This is a genomic window from Paracoccus sp. SMMA_5_TC, from assembly GCF_009696685.2.
Classification (GTDB): domain Bacteria; phylum Pseudomonadota; class Alphaproteobacteria; order Rhodobacterales; family Rhodobacteraceae; genus Paracoccus.
This window is the reverse complement of sequence record NZ_CP102356.1, coordinates 114,119-130,416: the sequence shown is the minus strand read 5'-3', so window position 1 is coordinate 130,416 and position 16,298 is coordinate 114,119. Positions and strand designations below refer to the sequence as shown.

General features: G+C 68.3%; 15 protein-coding genes. 7 read left to right on the top strand and 8 right to left on the bottom strand.

Going from position 1 to position 16,298, the window contains the following annotated elements; genetic code table 11:
* Positions 1 to 5: 5 nt before the first annotated feature.
* Genes GB880_RS14290 through GB880_RS14260 form a run of 7 tightly spaced genes read left to right on the top strand, consistent with a single transcriptional unit; the run spans position 6 to position 11,405 of the window.
* Entirely contained in the window at positions 6 to 1,607 is a 1,602-nt protein-coding gene (locus GB880_RS14290; RefSeq protein ID WP_154550686.1) for a phospholipase D-like domain-containing protein, read from the top strand.
* Between the two features lie 11 nt (positions 1,608 to 1,618).
* Complete coding sequence (locus GB880_RS14285) at positions 1,619 to 2,320, top strand: hypothetical protein (protein WP_154494171.1); 702 nt, start codon at positions 1,619 to 1,621, stop codon at positions 2,318 to 2,320.
* Between the two features lie 15 nt (positions 2,321 to 2,335).
* The gene (locus tag GB880_RS14280) at positions 2,336 to 4,606 is read left to right on the top strand and encodes a hypothetical protein (protein ID WP_154494172.1); all 2,271 of its coding nucleotides are present in this window, start codon (positions 2,336 to 2,338) and stop codon (positions 4,604 to 4,606) included.
* Between the two features lie 8 nt (positions 4,607 to 4,614).
* Positions 4,615 to 6,849 (top strand): hypothetical protein, encoded by a 2,235-nt coding sequence (locus GB880_RS14275; RefSeq protein WP_154494173.1) that lies wholly within the window; start codon positions 4,615 to 4,617, stop codon positions 6,847 to 6,849.
* A complete protein-coding gene (locus GB880_RS14270) occupies positions 6,846 to 8,942 on the top strand; it encodes a hypothetical protein (RefSeq protein WP_263467414.1) in 2,097 nt (698 codons plus the stop codon). The genes GB880_RS14275 and GB880_RS14270 overlap by 4 nt, the downstream gene beginning before the upstream one ends.
* Complete coding sequence (locus tag GB880_RS14265) at positions 8,939 to 10,468, top strand: tyrosinase family protein (RefSeq protein WP_154494532.1); 1,530 nt, start codon at positions 8,939 to 8,941, stop codon at positions 10,466 to 10,468. Before GB880_RS14270 ends, GB880_RS14265 begins: the two co-directional genes overlap by 4 nt.
* A 4-nt stretch (positions 10,469 to 10,472) precedes the next feature.
* A complete protein-coding gene (locus GB880_RS14260; protein WP_154494533.1) occupies positions 10,473 to 11,405 on the top strand; it encodes a trypsin-like serine peptidase in 933 nt (310 codons plus the stop codon).
* 15 nt (positions 11,406 to 11,420) lie between these two features.
* On the opposite strand, the gene GB880_RS14255 is transcribed toward GB880_RS14260, so the two are convergent.
* From GB880_RS14255 to GB880_RS14220, 8 genes are read right to left on the bottom strand one after another with little or no spacing between them, the layout of a single operon-like run.
* On the bottom strand, positions 11,421 to 11,666 hold the full coding sequence (locus tag GB880_RS14255; protein ID WP_195840853.1) for a cytochrome c3 family protein: 246 nt from the start codon (positions 11,664 to 11,666) through the stop codon (positions 11,421 to 11,423).
* Positions 11,650 to 12,414, bottom strand: coding sequence for a hypothetical protein (locus GB880_RS14250; RefSeq protein WP_195840852.1), 765 nt, complete (start codon positions 12,412 to 12,414; stop codon positions 11,650 to 11,652). The genes GB880_RS14255 and GB880_RS14250 overlap by 17 nt, the downstream gene beginning before the upstream one ends.
* 33 nt (positions 12,415 to 12,447) lie before the next feature.
* A complete protein-coding gene (locus tag GB880_RS14245) occupies positions 12,448 to 12,888 on the bottom strand; it encodes a c-type cytochrome (RefSeq protein ID WP_154494368.1) in 441 nt (146 codons plus the stop codon).
* A gap of 13 nt (positions 12,889 to 12,901) precedes the next feature.
* The gene (locus GB880_RS14240) at positions 12,902 to 13,351 is read right to left on the bottom strand and encodes a c-type cytochrome (protein WP_154494369.1); all 450 of its coding nucleotides are present in this window, start codon (positions 13,349 to 13,351) and stop codon (positions 12,902 to 12,904) included.
* Entirely contained in the window at positions 13,348 to 13,875 is a 528-nt protein-coding gene (locus GB880_RS14235) for a methylamine dehydrogenase light chain (RefSeq protein ID WP_154494370.1), read from the bottom strand. Before GB880_RS14235 ends, GB880_RS14240 begins: the two co-directional genes overlap by 4 nt.
* Before the next feature lie 30 nt (positions 13,876 to 13,905).
* A complete protein-coding gene (locus tag GB880_RS14230; RefSeq protein ID WP_154494371.1) occupies positions 13,906 to 14,496 on the bottom strand; it encodes a redoxin domain-containing protein in 591 nt (196 codons plus the stop codon).
* On the bottom strand, positions 14,493 to 15,029 hold the full coding sequence (locus GB880_RS14225; protein ID WP_154494372.1) for a MauE/DoxX family redox-associated membrane protein: 537 nt from the start codon (positions 15,027 to 15,029) through the stop codon (positions 14,493 to 14,495). Before GB880_RS14225 ends, GB880_RS14230 begins: the two co-directional genes overlap by 4 nt.
* Position 15,030: 1 nt before the next feature.
* A complete protein-coding gene (locus tag GB880_RS14220; RefSeq protein ID WP_195840849.1) occupies positions 15,031 to 16,167 on the bottom strand; it encodes an amine dehydrogenase large subunit in 1,137 nt (378 codons plus the stop codon).
* Positions 16,168 to 16,298: the final 131 nt, after the last annotated feature.

Below are 16,298 nucleotides of genomic sequence, written 5' to 3'. Positions count from 1 at the left end.
TTCCGATGAGTTTCGAGACCGACAGACAGCGCTACATGTTCGACAGCGAAACGGTGCAGGGCAGCGGCAGCTTGGGATCGGCCGGGGGGGCGGCGCTGGCGCAGCCTGTGGTGCCGATCCATCTGGCCAACGAGGTCGAACCGCTGCTGATGGGCCCGGCCTATTTCGCCCGGCTCAAGGCCGCCATCGACGCCCTGCCCAATGCCGGCCACCCCATCCTTTGGCTGGCGGGGTGGTGGTTCACGCCGCTGTTCTCGCTGGAAAAGATGACCGGCGGCCCCGAGATGACGGCGCTGCTCAAGGCCAAGTCGCGGGCCGGCATCGACGTGCGGGTGCTGGGCTGGGTGCTGGCTCCGGAAATGATGGCCTCGGCGCTGGTGCAGGGGCGCGCGCCCGATGCCTTTCGCACCAGTTACGGCACGATGCGCTTCATCAAGGAATTGCGCAGCGAGCCGACCCTGGCCGACAAGGTGATGTGCAACACCCTGTCCCACCCCGCCGGCGCGGTCCATGCCAAGCTGGCGCTGGTCGGCAACGACGATCAGATGACGGTGTTCACCGGCGGGCTGGATTGCGTGAACGACCGCCACGACCCGATCTGGCGCGATGTGCAGCTGCGGCTGACCGGGCCGGCGTCCCAGCCCGCGCATGATTTCTTTCGCGACATGTGGAACGAAATCCAGGCGCGCCCGGTGCGGCCGCTGTCGTTTTCGGTGACGCTGAACGGCGCCACCCACGCGATCAGCCTGGACAACCGCACCGCCGCCACCGCAGCCATCGCCGCGCGCAGCGTCGGTCGCGCCTCGGCCGGGCGGGTCCATGCCCAGTCGCTGCGCACGGTGCCGCAGTTCAATTTCCCCTCGCTGCTGGGCCTGTCGCCGGTGCCGATGAACGACCCTTGCAGCTTTGCCCCCGCCGGCGTGTTCGAGGTTGATCGCGGCTGGCGCGCGGCCATCGCCGGGGCCGAAACCTATTACTATGTCGAGGATCAGATGCTCAGTTCGGCGCCGCTATGCGATGCGCTGAACGCCCGCCTGCTGGCCGACGACGATTTCCGGGTGATCCTGGTCACCGGGCGCTTCGATCCCAACGACCCGCCCAGCGACATCGGCGCCTGGACCCGGGCGCGCGCCATCAATTTTCACCTGATGCGCGGCCTTGGCCCGGCGCAAAAGGCGCGGGTCGGGATCTTCAACCACTCGGCCAAGGTGGTGCATAGCAAGCTGGCGCTGGCCGACGACAAATGGGCTTTCGTCGGTTCGCCGAATTTCTCGGTCCGCTCGCAATTCACCGATTTCGAGCACGGCTTTGCCTTCATGGACGAGGCCGAGGCCGCCGTTCCCGCCTTTCGCCGCCAGCTCTGGGACAGCATCTTCGGTGCCCCCGCCCCTGATCTGGCATCGGCGCTGGACCGCTGGTTCGCCATCCCCGAGGGCGGCAGCCAGGGCGTGCTGCAGCGCATCCGCACGCCCCTGGCGGTGCCGGCCCTGGCCACGGTCGAACGCCTGGCCGCCGATGCGCTCTTTGAAATCGACAGTCGCCAGAACTGGGGCACCGATCTGTTCCTGATGCTTGCCGCCAATATCGGCGTGCCGGCTGGATCATAGAGGGGTTATCGATGCTGATCTTGTCCTCTGCCCGGATGCCGCCCGATCGCGACGACCTGGTGATATTTGACGACGACGGCGATCTCGGGCTGCACCATGTCTTGCCGCTGCGATTGCGTGTGGCCGAAGGCGCCACGCTGACGGTGATGGGGCGCGGCGCCCGTCACGAGCCACGCGCGATCCTGGGCGGTTTCTTCAATCTGCCGCTCACCGCCTGCCCACCGCCGATGCAGCGCCGGCAGATAATCGCGGCCTGGCTGGGCAGCGATCCCGACCAGCTGCGCCTGTCGCCGGTGGTGGCGGCGCTGGATCTCAGCGTGACCCTGTCTGCCGACGCCGGCGTGGTGGTCCGCCATGACGCTCCGAACTGGCAGGGCAGCGACATCGTTCTGTCGGGCGAGGTTCCCGTCGGCGAGGCGGGCGCCGCCTTGGCACGCGACTGGGACGCCGGACTGCCGCATCTGCAGGCAACCATGCGGCTGCGCGTGCAGGGTATTTCCAGCGCGGTCGAATCCGGCTTCAGCGACCAGCGGCTGCGGCTGATCCTGGCGCCAGGCCAGATACGCCACGAATCCCGCCAGGAAAGCATTCACAGCCGTCGTCGGGTCACCGGCGAACTGGCTCTGGCACCCCTGAGGCCGGTCCGCGCCGCCGACGGCGACGGGGGCATCGGCCTGCCGCCGTCTCTCTGGGCCGGATTTTCGGCCCCCTAGCAAAAGGAGAACCGTATGCTTTCCCTTTATGGCAGTTTCACGGTTCCCGGGGTGCCGGATGTCGTGCTGTATCGCGACGACGAAAACCCGCGCAAGTTCTACATGGTCTCGGGCAAGCCGCGGATCCTGCGCGCCGATCCCCGGGACCCGACCAGCCGGCCGATGCTGGACCTGATCGCCTATGTCCGCGACCTGTCCCAGCCCCGGCCGCCAAACGACGATGTCGAACGCGGGCAGTTGCAGATGACGGTGGGGCTGGCGATTTCGCTTGCCGAACAGACTCGCATCCGCGATCACCTGCGCCAGCGCCTGGCAGAAGAGGTCGACCGCGGCTTTCGCTTTCTGGGCATGCCGGTGCTTCCGGGCGAGCCCGAACTGGGTTATGCCCCTCAGTTCATCGGCGGCACGGCGGTTGCCACCACCTTTGGCGAGGAGCTGCAGATCGCCGCCCAGGGCAGTTGCCCGATCATGTCCACGGGCGTCAACAGCGCCAGCTTTTCCTATCAGCTGACCCAAAGCGGCGCCCGCCTGCTGCGCCAGACCATGGAAGAGGGCGTCCTGCCCATCCAGGTCCGCTATCAGGGGCTGATGATGATTGCCCGCATTCCGGCGCTGACCATCCGCATCCGCGCGGATCGGCAAGAATTCCTGGAACAGGCCCGACAGAACGCGATCATGCGTCGCTATGTCACCCTGGGCGGCGGCATCGTGCTGCGGCCGGTCTGGTATCCTCCGCCGACGCTGTCCAGTTTTCGCAGCAGCCATCACAGCCTGACGGTCGAAATCGACGACGGCGATTTCCGCGACGCCGACCCGTCCGAGGATCTGACCCAGGAACTGGAACGCATGGCCATGAACATCCTGCAGAACAACATCCTGCCGGGGTTCTTTGAACGCGCCATCCCCGCCGAGGACGAAACCGACGCGGAAAAGGATCGCGGCTACTGGTTTCGCGAAACCACCACAGACACCGGCAGCGTCGATGTCACCATCAGCCGCCGCGACGTGGTGCAGATCGAACATGGTGCCAACGCGATCCTGGGTGCCGAGCTGACGCCCGCCGATACCGCCGCCGCCATCGTCTATGCCAACCTCAGCCAGGCCAATATTCCGATCATGCGCTTGACGGTGGCGCCCAACATCAATTTCCAGATCGACCCGATCCAGAGCGTCAGCGTGTTCGTCGATTATGACCAGTTCGACGACATCCGCGGCCGGCGCATCCGCACGCAACGGCAATTGCAGCTCAGCCGCAACGGCGAACCGCAGCAATTCGCCTTCGAGCTGGCCATGAATACCGACCGCACGCCCAAGCTGGACTATCGCTATCGCACGGTGATCCATTTCGTCGGCTCGATGGTGACGGCCGAACATCCCCCGGCCGGGGGGTGGAATACCGCCAGCAGCGAATATCTGGTCATCAGCTACGCCCAGCTTGGACAGCTGAAGGTCGATCTGCTGCTGGCGCCGATGCCGCCCGAGGTCGCCTCGGTCGATGTCACGCTGACCTATCCCGACCCGGCGGCGCGCGGCGCGGTCAAGACGCTGACACTGTCGCAGGCCCAGCCCACCGGCAGCTGGCTGGTGTCGGTCCCGGCGGGCGGGCCGATCCGACCCTATCGGGTGGAGCGGACCTATCGCATGACCGACGGCACCACCCTGTCCTTGCCCGCCGACGAGAACGCCGCCGAGACGCTGACCATCACCAGCCCCTTCGAGGCGCGGGTGACGACCACCTTCGTCGGCCGCGGCGATTTCGCCAATGACGTGCAATCGATCCTGGTCATCGCAACTTATGCCGACCCCGCCCATGACCTGACCGAGCGTATCACCCTGACGCTGGACGGCACCACGCGCACCGCCCCCTGGACCGTGCGGTTGGCGGACAAGGATCTGCTGGATTTTGCCTATGACGTGCAGGTGCTGCGGCGCAACGGCTCGGAAAACCGCAGCAGCCATCGTGGCCGTCTGGGGGACGTGATCACCGTCGGGCCGACCGGCGCCGATGCGCTGGAAATCATCGTCGATGCGGAAATGGTCGACTGGGCGCGCTATGCGCGGGTGATGGTGACGCTGGACTATGCCGATCCCGACAACGGCCTGGCCCTGCGCAAGCCGATGCTGTTTTCCGACACCGGCCTCAAGCTGCAAAGCTGGACGGTGCTGCTGGCCGATCCGGCGCGGCGCGGCTTTCGCTACAGCGTGCGGCGCGTGGGTCGCAGTCCCGCCGACGACCTGACCGAACCGCCGGTCGATACCGAAGATCCCTTTGTCATCCTGCGATAGGTGTGCCGATGGACAAGGCCATTCTCAGCGTTTCGCCGGCTCCGCTTGCGGCGGTCGAGATCAGCCCGCGGCCGCGGCCGGCGGCAGCCGACATGGGCATGGTGATGCGCGCCGCGCGCATGGCCATGACCGCCGAGCCGGTGTTTGCCAGCGCCGAAGAACCGGTGGCCGACGGCCGCAGCTATCGGGCGCTGGACGGGCAAAGCTATGCGCGACCCGATCTGCGCCTGGGCGAGCGTCAGGGCAGCCTTCCGGGACCGGACGTGATGTTCCTGCGCGAACTCGACGGCGCGACCTATCTGCACATCGGCCTGGTCCAGAGCCTGCCCGAAGGCGCCCTGCCGCTGGGCAGCCCGGTCGGGCCGCCCCGCATCGACTGGAACGGCGGCAGCCTGCCCCTGCCCGAACCGACACCCGTCGATGGCGGCGGCTTGCGCATCCTGGCGCGGCTGACCCCCGATGACGTGGCGCGGCTGGTGGCGGCAATGACCGATGCCCATGCCGGGGCGGTGCTGGTCATCGACCATGTCGCCAGCTATCTGTTGCGCACCACCGCCGACACCAACCCGCATGGCCCAAGGCCGCGCCGGCCCTGGCAGCGACTGCCGCGCCTGCCGCCGGTGCTGATCGAACATCCCCGGCCCAACCCTGGCGAGGTGGTGGCCCTGCCCACCGACCTGTCCGGCGTCACCGGCACGCTGGCCATGCCGCCCGGACAGCTGTCGGGGCTGCTGGTGGCCGCAGAACACAGCCCCAGGGTGGCGGTGGCGCCCGTCAGGCTGGGCGACGGCGCCTTTGTCAGCGCCTCGGCGGTGATCGCACCCGAATTGATCGAACGCTGGCGCGACCGCCGCCTGATCGACATTCCCGAACTGACCCTGCCACCCGACAGCAGCAGCGAGCGGCGGGTCGAGACCCGGTTCAGCCGGCGACTGGCGTTTTTCTTCGATCGCAGCCTGGATCAGCACGCCGCGATCTTTCGCGCCATTGCCGGCCGCGCCGAACTGCCCGGTGAATGGCAGGACAGCGAATGGGGCACGCTATGCCCGGCCGAATTCGTCAATACCGTCTATCTGCTGCCGCATGAATTCCGCCTGTCCTATGACGGCGCCCGCGGCCTGCCGCATATGCTGCCGGTGCAGTATCAGGCCAGCGACGGCAGCCGCCGCATCCGCGTCATCCTGCGGGCCGAACCCTGGTTCGACACCACCCGCGTGGCCGGGTTGCAGGCGGCGCTGTCACGACAGACCGGCGGCGCCTATCTGCATCCGCAGGTGATCGGCGGCGGCATCCAGTCGGCGCGGCTGCAATTGCTGACCATCTTTCCCGAGGACATCGCCCTTGATGGCGCGGGGGACGGGCTGGCGGTCGACGTGACTACACCCTTCGACCTGACACTGGACCTGAGCGAGGAATATTACGCGCTGCTGGTCACCATCCTGACCGGTCCGGTCGGGCTGAACGGCTGGGTCGAGGCGGTGCTGACACCGGCAAGCGGCGACCGCCCGGCCAGCAGCCGGCGCATACCGCTGAGCCTCAGCTTCCAGCGGCTGGGCGCGCTGCCGCTGGAACGGCGCGTCGCCAGTGCCGCGATCAATCCCGACCGGGTCGAGATCACCAACCGCGCCGCCCAGCCCGTCACCCTGGCCCAGGCGCAGGCAGCGTTGCTGCTGCTGGATGCCAATGCGTTGCTGCCGGCCAATGTGCTGGCTGCTCAGCCGGCGGAAAGCCTGCCGATCACGCTGGCACCCGGGGCTCAGGCCGGGCTGACCTTTGCCCCGGTCTCGGCACCCGAGGGGGCGATATGGAACGCCGTGGTGCCGGTGCTGGCCGGGCTGGCCGTCGATCTGGACCCCGATGTCGCGCTGCGCGCCATCCACGCGCTGGCACCCGCCGGTGGCGCCGGCTGGCAGCTGCGCATCATCAGCCCGCAACTGGCCGCGGCCGCCGCCGCACCCGCCCCCGATCAGCCCATCGCGGTCGAGGTGCAGATGGCGCGCCCGGGGCGGGCGCCTGTGCAGGCGACGCTGATGGCCGGCACGCCCGAACGCAGCCTGACTTTTCCGCGCAATCTGGACGACCTGACCGGCGCGGCCGACCCGCAGGCGGATGGTTTCCTGCGGCTAAGCGTGCGCGCGCGCGGCGTCTGGGCGGACGGTTTCGGCCCCTGGAGCACCGAGGCCGAACATGTCGGCGATACGCTGTTCGTGTTTGTGCCGCCAAAAGACGGGGGCGGCACATGACACACCCGACCCCTGCACCGCTGCTGGCGGCACTGACGCGGCATATGTTGCGCCAACAAGGGCGCGACGGGCTGTGGGGGGCATTCCGCATGGGTCCGGGGCAAAGCCGGGAATGGGTGGGCGCGGTGGCGGCGCTGGCCCTGGCCCAGGCCGGGCACAGCGGTCGTCTGCCCGCGCCCCTGGCCGCGCGGGCACTGGACGCGGCGGGGGTTGCGGCAGATCGGCTGCTGGCAATGGCGCGGCCCGCCGGCGGTTGGGGCTATCACCCCGACCTGCCCGCCGACAGCGACAGCACCGCGGCGGTGCTTCGCTTGCTCGCGGCGCTGGACCGACCGCCGCCCGCAGCCGCCTCCGACTTCCTGCTGGCGCAGGGCGATGTTCATGACGGCTGGGCGACCTATGGCCCGATGCGGCGCTGGGACGCCTGGTCGCTGCCCTGCCCCGAGGTGGACGCCGCCTGCGGGCTGGCGCTGGCGGGGGCGGGCGCGCTTGGCCCGGCGGCGCTGTGCAAGCTGTGGCGCCAGCGTCTGGCGCCGCTGCAGGACAAGGCGGGGCACTGGCGCGCCTATTGGTGGCCGGGACCGGGCGTTGCCACCGTGACTGCCATCGAACTCTGGCATGCCGCCGGCCGGCCCGAGCCCCCGCCGCGCTGGCCCCAGCCTGCTGACCCTGCGGCCGCCAGCCTTGACCGCCTGCTGATCGCCCATGCCCGGGCCTTGCTGGACCCCGCGGGCGGCTCGGCAGCGCTGATCGCCGAAATCGCACGCCCGCAGCCGTTCCCGGCGGCCGAAGCGCGTCTGCTGGCACCGCCGCGCTATCCGGCCAGCGCGCGGGGCGAGGAAAGCCTGGAGGGCGCCGGGGTCTTTACCCTGGCGGCGGCAATGCGTGCGCTGGGCGCCTGCGAACTGCCCCCGCGTGTCAGGCCGCCGCGCCCCGCCGCGCCGGCGCGGGTCGAAGGGCTGGCCCGTGGCCTGCGCGAACTGGCCGAAGCCCAGGGGCTGCCCACCGATCCGGCCGCGACCCTGACGCAGGCCGCCATGGCGCTGCTGCGGCCCTTGATCTCGGCGCCGCTGCCATGGCCGAACCCGGCGGTCTCAAGCCTGGCGCGGGGCTGGCCGCTGGAGTTTTCGGCCCCGCTGTCCCCGCAACCTCACCCGGCACTGCGGCTGGCCTGCGATCTGGGCGATCCGCGATTGCCGGGTCCGGCGCGGGCGCGGGTGGCCAAGGGCTCGCTGCTGCGCGCGGCCGCGTGGCTGGGGCTGGATGCGGCCCCCATGGTCGCGGCGCTGTGCCCGTTGATGGCGGCGTTTGCCGCCGCGCCGGTGGGCGATGATCGTTTCTGGCTATGGGGCGGGCTGGACGCGACCTGGCAGGATGGCCGGCTGATCCCGGTGTTGAAACTTTATGCCAACCTGGCCCATGCCGGCCCCGACAGCGGCGCAAGGCTGGATCTCGCTGAACGCGTTCACCTTGCCCTGGGTGGGAACCGAATCCGCGACGGGCTGGCCGACCTGGATGCCGCCATGGCGCCAACCGCCCGCCCTCAGCAGATCGGCCTGGCCGTGGCCCCCCAGGCCCGGGTGGGGGCCAAGATCTATTGGGAACTGCCCGCGCATGATCCAGTCGCCACCCGCCGCGCGGCCGCGTGTCTGGGCATGTCGCTGCCCCCAGGGTTCGATCCGACGATTCCGGGCCTGCTGAGCCATGCCCAAGCCGGGCGCGTGCTCTCGGGGCTGGCGGTGCGGCTGGACCCGCAGGCCGGGATCTGCGCCGATCTGACGCTGGCCACACGCGCCGAACGGCAGGTCATCTGGCGGCCAGAACACGAATATGCGGCGCTGGCCGGTTGGGCGACGAACCTTGGTCTTGACCCCCAGTCGTTGCTGCAACTGATGACCGACCTGCGCCGTGCGGGCGAGGCGCGGCGCAGCCTGCACACCCTGACGCTTGATCGCCGTGGCCGGCTGCGCGCGGCGGTCTATCTGCACCCCGACGGCTGGCTGTCGCGCCTGATGGCGGACGGCCGGCCGCCTTTATCCATTCCCGTCGGCCGGCATCCCCAGCCCGCCGCCACAGTCGGAGTTTTGCCATGACCAGATCCCCGATTTTCCCGCCCGTCCTGCCGCTGTCGCGCCGCGGCTTCCTGCGCGCGGCAGCGATCGGCAGCACAGCAGCCGGCCTGTTCTGGGCCGCCCAGGCCCCCGCCCAGCCCAGTGGTGGCTCGGGCGGTTCCGGGGGCTCTGGCGGAAGCACCACCCAGGGCAGCCGGGTGCGGCGCAACATCTATGCCCTGGCCCAGACCGCCGAGGGTCGCGCCACCATCGACGCCTATCGGCGCGGGGTGCAGGCGATGATGGCCAAGCCCTTCAGCGATGTCACCAGCTGGCGCTTTCAGGCGGCAATCCACCTGCCCAACCCGGCCGATGCGGCCGATTTCGCCAACCTGCCGCCGGAATTGCAGATGTATCTGGCGCCCGGGAACCTGTGCCAGCATCGCAACCTGCGCTTTCTGCCCTGGCACCGGATGTATCTGTATTTCTTTGAACGCATCCTGCGCAAGGCCGCCAACCAGCCAGATTTCGCGCTGCCCTACTGGAACTATACCGATTCCGTGGCAGAGCGCGCCCTGCCCGAGGCCTTCCGAGACAAGGACAATCCGGCCGGCAATGCACTGTTCCGGGCCGAACGCGCCGCGGGGATCAATGGCGGCACCGCGCTGGGTGCCGCGACCGTCAGCACCAGCGCGGCCATGCGCGAAACCGTCGCAGCACCGGCCGGGGTCCGCCCGGGCTTCTATCAGATGATCGAAAGCCAGCCGCATAACGTCATCCATGTCGCGCTGGGGGGTGATGACGGGCTGATGTCGGACCCGGCCACGGCGGCGCTGGACCCGATATTCTGGCTGCATCACTGCAACATCGACAGGCTGTGGACGCGCTGGATTGCCCAGGGGCGCACCAACCCGACCGATTCCGCCTTTCTGGCGCGCGTTCACCGTTTCTGGGACGAGGACGGCAACCTGGTCGAAATGACCACCCGCGAGGTGATGGATACCGTCACCAGGCTGGATTACCGCTATGACGACGCCAGCGCGCCGGAGGCCGGCACCGTGGTGCTGGCACAGGCCGGCAGCGGCATCGAGGCCGGCGGCATGGTGACCGAACTGGCCGCCACATCGGCCCCGGTAACGCTGTCGCGCCAGCCCGTCCGGGTCGAGGCGCAGCCCTTGGTCGAGGCCGGCGGGGCCGAGCTGTTCGCCACCACCAGCCCGCAGGATCTGGATCGGCCGGTGGTCCTGCGCCTGGGCGACATTCGCTATGACGCGCCGCCCCGCACCATATTCGAGGTCTATCTGAACCCGCCCGAGGGTGGCGCCCGCGATATGGACCCGCGCTATTTCGTCGGCCTGTTCGCCCCGTTCAGCGTGCCGCAAGGCGATGACACCTACAGCGAAAGCTACGATGTCAGCGGGCTGATCGACCGCCAGATCCAGGATGGCATCTATGAAGGCGGGCCGGTGGGTGTCGAAATCGTGCCGCGCGTCACCCCGACCGAGGGCGGCGTCGAGGCCGGCCCCGCGCCGCAGGTCACCGTGTCCAGCATCGCCTTGCTGAGGTAGCGCCATGGCCCTGTTCAGCGTCAGCAACAAGCCTTTCCCGCCCCCGTCGCCGGCCGCGACAGAGGCAGACCCGGCCACGCCGCCCGCCGCCCCCGAGGCCGGCGTGGCGGCCGCGCCGACGGGCAAGGTTTCGGACAATCCTGTGCCGGTGCAGGGCAAGGGGCCGCCGCTGCCAGGCACCCGTCAACGCAACCCGCTGACCGGCTTTGAAACCATCATCGGCGATACCGACGAACGCCAGCCGGTCGCGGATGCCAGCACCGATCCCTGGCGGCGCATCTGCCAGCTGGACCTGATCGGCAGCCGCGGCACCTTCAAGGGCACGGGCTTTCTGATCGGCCCGGCCACGGTGCTGACCGCCGGGCATTGCCTGCACTATCCGCCGTTCTTTGCAGGCTGGGCCGATCACGTCCTGGTCGCGGCCGGGCGCGGCGGCGGCAATTTTCCCTTTGGCCAGATCAGGGCCGAATATTTCTCGACCCTGAACCTGTGGATCGAGGGACAGGCGGCCGATTACGACATCGCCGCCATTCATCTGCAAGAACCGCTGGGCCAGCGCACGGGGTGGTTCCCGTTGCAAGTGCGCGACGATGCCGACCTGATCGGGCGGCTGGTCAACATCTCGGGCTATCCGACCGACAAGGATCTGGCGCGGACGCAATATCACCACGCCAACCGGATCATGGCCGTCACCCGCCGGCGGCTGTTTTACGACGTGGATACCGTCAGCGGCCAATCCGGCGCCCCGGTCTGGGTGCAGGACGATGGCCAGGACGCGCCGGTCTGTGTCGGCATCCATGCCTATGGCGTGCCGGGCACCCCGATCGACCTGCACATCACCGCCAATTCGGCGCCGCGCCTTGACGACGAGGTGATGGCGCTGATCACCGCCTGGGTGGCCGAGGACTGCGCAAGGCTGGGACTGCCGGCGCCGTGACCGGGCAGGACCGGCCTAGAATTCGGTGTCGGGCACATGGCAATCGCCACAGCGACGCATCGGCCCCGAGGCTTGCCCGCGGGTCCGGGTTTCGGTGTGGCAGGATTGGCAAAGCTGGTGGAACTGCTCGCGCAGCAATGGCGAGACCTTCACATCGGTGACATGGCAGGTCAGGCAGGGCGGACCGGTGGTCGCATCGACGAATTCGTGGTGGCAGCCCGCGCAAGGCAGGCCCAGATGGTCGTCATGGCCAAAACGCATGGGCAGCACCGCCAGGGTCGTTCCCGGCAGCGGCGCGCGCTGGATGGGCGGGCCGATGCCGGGCCAGCCCAGCAGCACCGAGCCCAGCCACAGCCCAAAGGCAAAGGCCAGCCACAGCTTCATGACCCCAGACCCCGCGGGTCACGAAAGCCGCGACGGCCAACAGCCCAAGCCCCAGATAGCCGCGCACGGTCGCGGCCGGCGGCGGACCCAGCCGGGCCCAGGCGCCCCGCCCCAGCCCGGCGCCAAGGCTCAGCAGCAACAGCCCAGCCACTTGCCACCAATGCGGCAGGTAAAAGCCGCTCAGCAGGACATGCCCGGCCGCGGCCAGCACCACCGCCAGCCCCAGCCCGCGATGCCACCGCCGGAAGCTGCCATGGTCGCGGTGCAGGTTCCGGCGATCGGGCAGGCGTGCCAGGACCGTCAGCACCGACAGCAGGATCACGCCTGTCAGGCCCAGCCACATATGGATGGGCGCTCCCGGCAGCAGGTAAAAGCGCACCGCCGCGTCACCGGTCAGCAGCCAGAACCCATGTGCCAGCACCAGACCCAGGACCGCATAGCCCAGCGTTTCATGCCGCCTGAGCATCCTGCCGCGGCGGCCCGGGATGGCCTGAAACAGCAGCCCGCCATAGGCCAGAAACCCCAGACCATTGCCCAGATCCCAGAACCAGCCGCCACCCAGCCATGGAAATGTCAGGAACCCCAGGGCGAATATCCCCGCGATCATGGCGGCAAGCATGGACATGGAGTGTTTCCGCTGCGCGTCGTCAGGGAATGGTCATGGCCAGGGGTATTCCGCGATCTCGATTCCCGCGCGGCGCAGATCGGCCACCACCTCGCGGCGATAGGCGACGACATCGCCAATGTCGATGCCACGGCGGCGCGTCACCTCTTGCGCGGTGAAAGGCTCGGCCCCCTGCCCCCAGTTGTCGAGGATATAGTTCAGCACCTCGGCAATCTCGGCGTCGTTCATGCCGGTCGAGATCACCCCCGGCACATGCATGATGTAGCTGCGGCCGATGTCGCTGCCGGCGATATGGCCCACCGACCCGGGAAAGGGCGGCACGCCGCCCTGAACCGTGCCCTCGCCTGTCATGCCGTGACAGCCGGCGCAGTGCAGGATGTAATCGGCGCGCGGCTTGCCCAGGTGCGGCGCCCCGTCGGCAAGGGCCGCGCTTGCGCCAAGGACAAGGCAGGCCGTCAACAGGTATCGAGCCATGGCGTTCCTCAACTCATTCGCTTGGCGGTCGCATCGCCTTCAAATCGTCGTTGCTGACGCCCTGGCGCGCGGCGGCGATATCGTCGGCGGTCACGACATGGTCGGTCTGGCCCAGCGTGGCCACGACATAGGTCGCGGCCGCAGCCAGCTGATCGTCGGGGATGCCGGCGGGGGGCGGCATGATCATGCCCCGAAAGCTTTCGCCGCGCACGGTGATCGCCATGTTCAACCCCTTGGCCGCCACGCCGGCCGCATATTTGCCGGCATTGTCACCCAAGGCCTGCCAGAACTCGGGCCGGTCCAGCGCCGGCGCCAGGCCCGCCGTGCCAGTGCCGGCTGTATTGTGACACATGGCGCAATGGGCCTCGAACTGGGCGGCGGGGTCCAGGGTCGCGTCCTGGGCGGATGCGGGCCCGGCCAGCAGGCCCGCAAGGATGGATGTCGCGATCAGGGCACGCATCATTCGGCCAGCCCCACCACCACCGACACCGTGCAATGATAGCCCTTGTCGGTATTGGCCATGCACCAGTTGATGTCGTTATACAGGCCCATGCGATAGCCGGGGCGCTCGCCCTTGTTGTTGTTGCAGAAGGTGGCATGGGTGGCGACGGCGGGCTTGCCGCAGCAGTCGTTGTAGCTGACCAGATAGTCCTTGCCGTCCTCGGGGTTATGGCAGGTGCCGACCCAGGACACGGCCGAGACGGTGGACCCCGGCGGACAGCTGGTCAGCGACCCGCCCGATTCCGCGCACAGAAAGCCGTCGATGGCGCATTGCCGCCAATAGCTGCAGGCATCCGCCGCATCGGTCGAGGCCATGGCACCGCGCCGGTCGAAGGGCAGCACCGGGGTCAGCACCGCCGCACCCAGCAGGCTGGTGCCGGCCTTGGCCAGGAACGAGCGACGGCCGAACTGGCGGGCCGAGCTGCGGACATTGCGTTCGACCGTCTTGTCGAGGCGCTTGAAGAGATTGTCGATAAAGCGGGGCATGGATCGATTCCCTTGCTGATGTCGGTTGAATTACGAAGTGACGCCGGCGATGGCGGCCTGATAGGAGGGGATGCCGGTTTCGGATGCGGTGAACAGGCTTTCCAGCTGTTCGCGGCTGTTGATCAGACCCTTGGCGCGCACGCGGCCCTGGGCATCGATCAGCACCGCGAACGGCAGCTTGGCGACGCGGAAGCGCATCCCCAGTTCCGGCGACAGGACATAGGGAAATGCCTGCAACCCCTCGGCCTCGATCAGGCGGCGATGCAGCGCCTCGCGCCCGTCCGAGGCCAGCACCACGTCCAGCCAGTTGCCTTCGTCGGCGCGGATGGATTTCAGCGCCGGCAGCAGCGCCTTGCAGATGGGGCAACTGGTGGACAGGAAGAACACCAGCTGCGCGCGTCCGCCGCCCTGGCCCAGGGTCAGGCCGGGGCCGTTCAGGTTCGGCAGCTCCAGCGGCGCCACCTGATCGCCAAGTTCGGGCCCGCTGTCCGAGATCATCGCGCCCACCGGCGAGACCCGCTCGAACAGGATGCCGATCTGCCGCGCCAGAGCAAAGCAGACCCCCAGCTGGATCAGCATGATGATCCACAGCAGCACATTGGAAAAGACGAGCAGGTTCATTTTACCGATCCCCCGGTTCTGATGTTGGGCAAATGCGAGGCCAGACGTTCGATGGTGGCGTGGATGGCCGACAGCATCAGCGCGGCCAGGATGGCGGCGGCGGCCTCGGCCGGGCTGACCGTGCCCGCCGGCAGCAGCGCCAGAGCCAGCGCCAGCAGCGTCAGCACGCCGTTGCGCATCAGCGTATAGGCCGACACGATCTGTGGCGGTCCGCCGCAACCGCATTCGATGCGGCTGCGCCCGCGCGCCAACGCCAGTGCCATGGCCAGGCCGTAACCGGCAAACAGCGCCGCCGCCAGCACGCCGCCGGTCTGGCGCAGGCCGGGCCACAGCAGCGCCAGCAGGCTGGTGGCCTCGACCGCGATCAACAGCCGGACCACGGGCGCGGTCCATGCCTCGGGCAAGAGCCCATAGCCCTGGGCGAAGCCTACGGTTTCCAGAAACCGCCCGGTCTTGTGCCAGAGGCTGCGCGCCAGCAGGATCGCCAGAAACCCGGTGATCGTAACCGACGCCAAAGTTGCCTGCGCGCCCATGTCAGAAATCGGTCGCAACGATGGTCGGGAAGGTGGCAACCTGTTCCCGGGCCTTGGTTTCGGTCAGGGTCACCGTATCGCCCATTTCGGCGTCATAGCGATGCACGCCGCCCAGGTGGTCGATCCCCACCAGCACCGGCTTGTCATCCTGGCTGACGGTGATGCTGGATTCGCCATGGGCCTTGGACCGCCCGACAACCTTGCCATCGGCCATGCTGACCGCCCAGATTTCTTCGGCCGGCATCTTGTGCGAGCCGTCGCTGGGATTGGCATGCATCAGCACGAACATGGTGTTGCTGGGCTGGTGATAGGCCATCAGGTTGTAGCCCGAGGGCGCCCAGCCTTCTTCGGCGAACTTGTGCTCGGCGCTCAGCACCGGCTTGTCGCCGCTGTCGTCGATCACGAACAGGCTGCCGGTGTAGGACACATAGACCAGCTTGCCATCGACGCGATGGGCATCGCCGAACAGCGGCGTTGTGTCGGGGTCGAAGATCTTGTCGGATTTCGCACCCTGACCGAAGCTGCCGTCGGCGCCATAGCTGTATTTGGCGATGGTGCCGTCACCGCACAGGGTGGTGAAGGCCGTGCCTTCCACGCTGGGATAGGCGGTCCAGCAGCCGGGGGTCGGTATTTCGACCAGGGGCTTGCCCGCCGCCATGTCGACGATATCGACCGATGTGGCGGGGGTGGCGTTCTGCACCACCATGTATTTGCCATCGGCCGAAAGGTTGATGATGCCGCGCTGGCTCAGCGCCTGGGCAATCTTGTCCGAGACCATGACCTCGCGTCGCATCTGCAGGGTCTGGGGATCCCACTCATGGATCACCGCCTCGACATCGCCATAGGTATAGCGCCGCAGATAGACCGACGCCGAATACAGCGCCGACTTGTCCGGCGTCATCATCATCTGGGCAAAGGTGCCGGTGCCGATGCTGCCCACCAGCGACAGATCGTCCGCATCCAGCACATAAATCGGGCTGGAGCCGTTGATTCCGAAATCCATCACATAGACATGCGGACCTTCGGGAATGCGTTCCTGCACCGTCAGCGTTTCGGGTTGGATGTCCTTGTCCTGCGACAGTGCCGGCATGGCCGACAGCGCCAAGGCCGAAACCGTTGCGATAAGATATGTTTTCATTGGCAACCTGCTGTTCTGGGGTGGACGGGGCTCAGGCATCGGGCAGCGCCCGACCGCGCGGATCGGACACGTCGGGCGGATCGACAGGCGCGCAGTTCGGCCAGCGTGACGGCTGGTATGGCCAAGGTTTT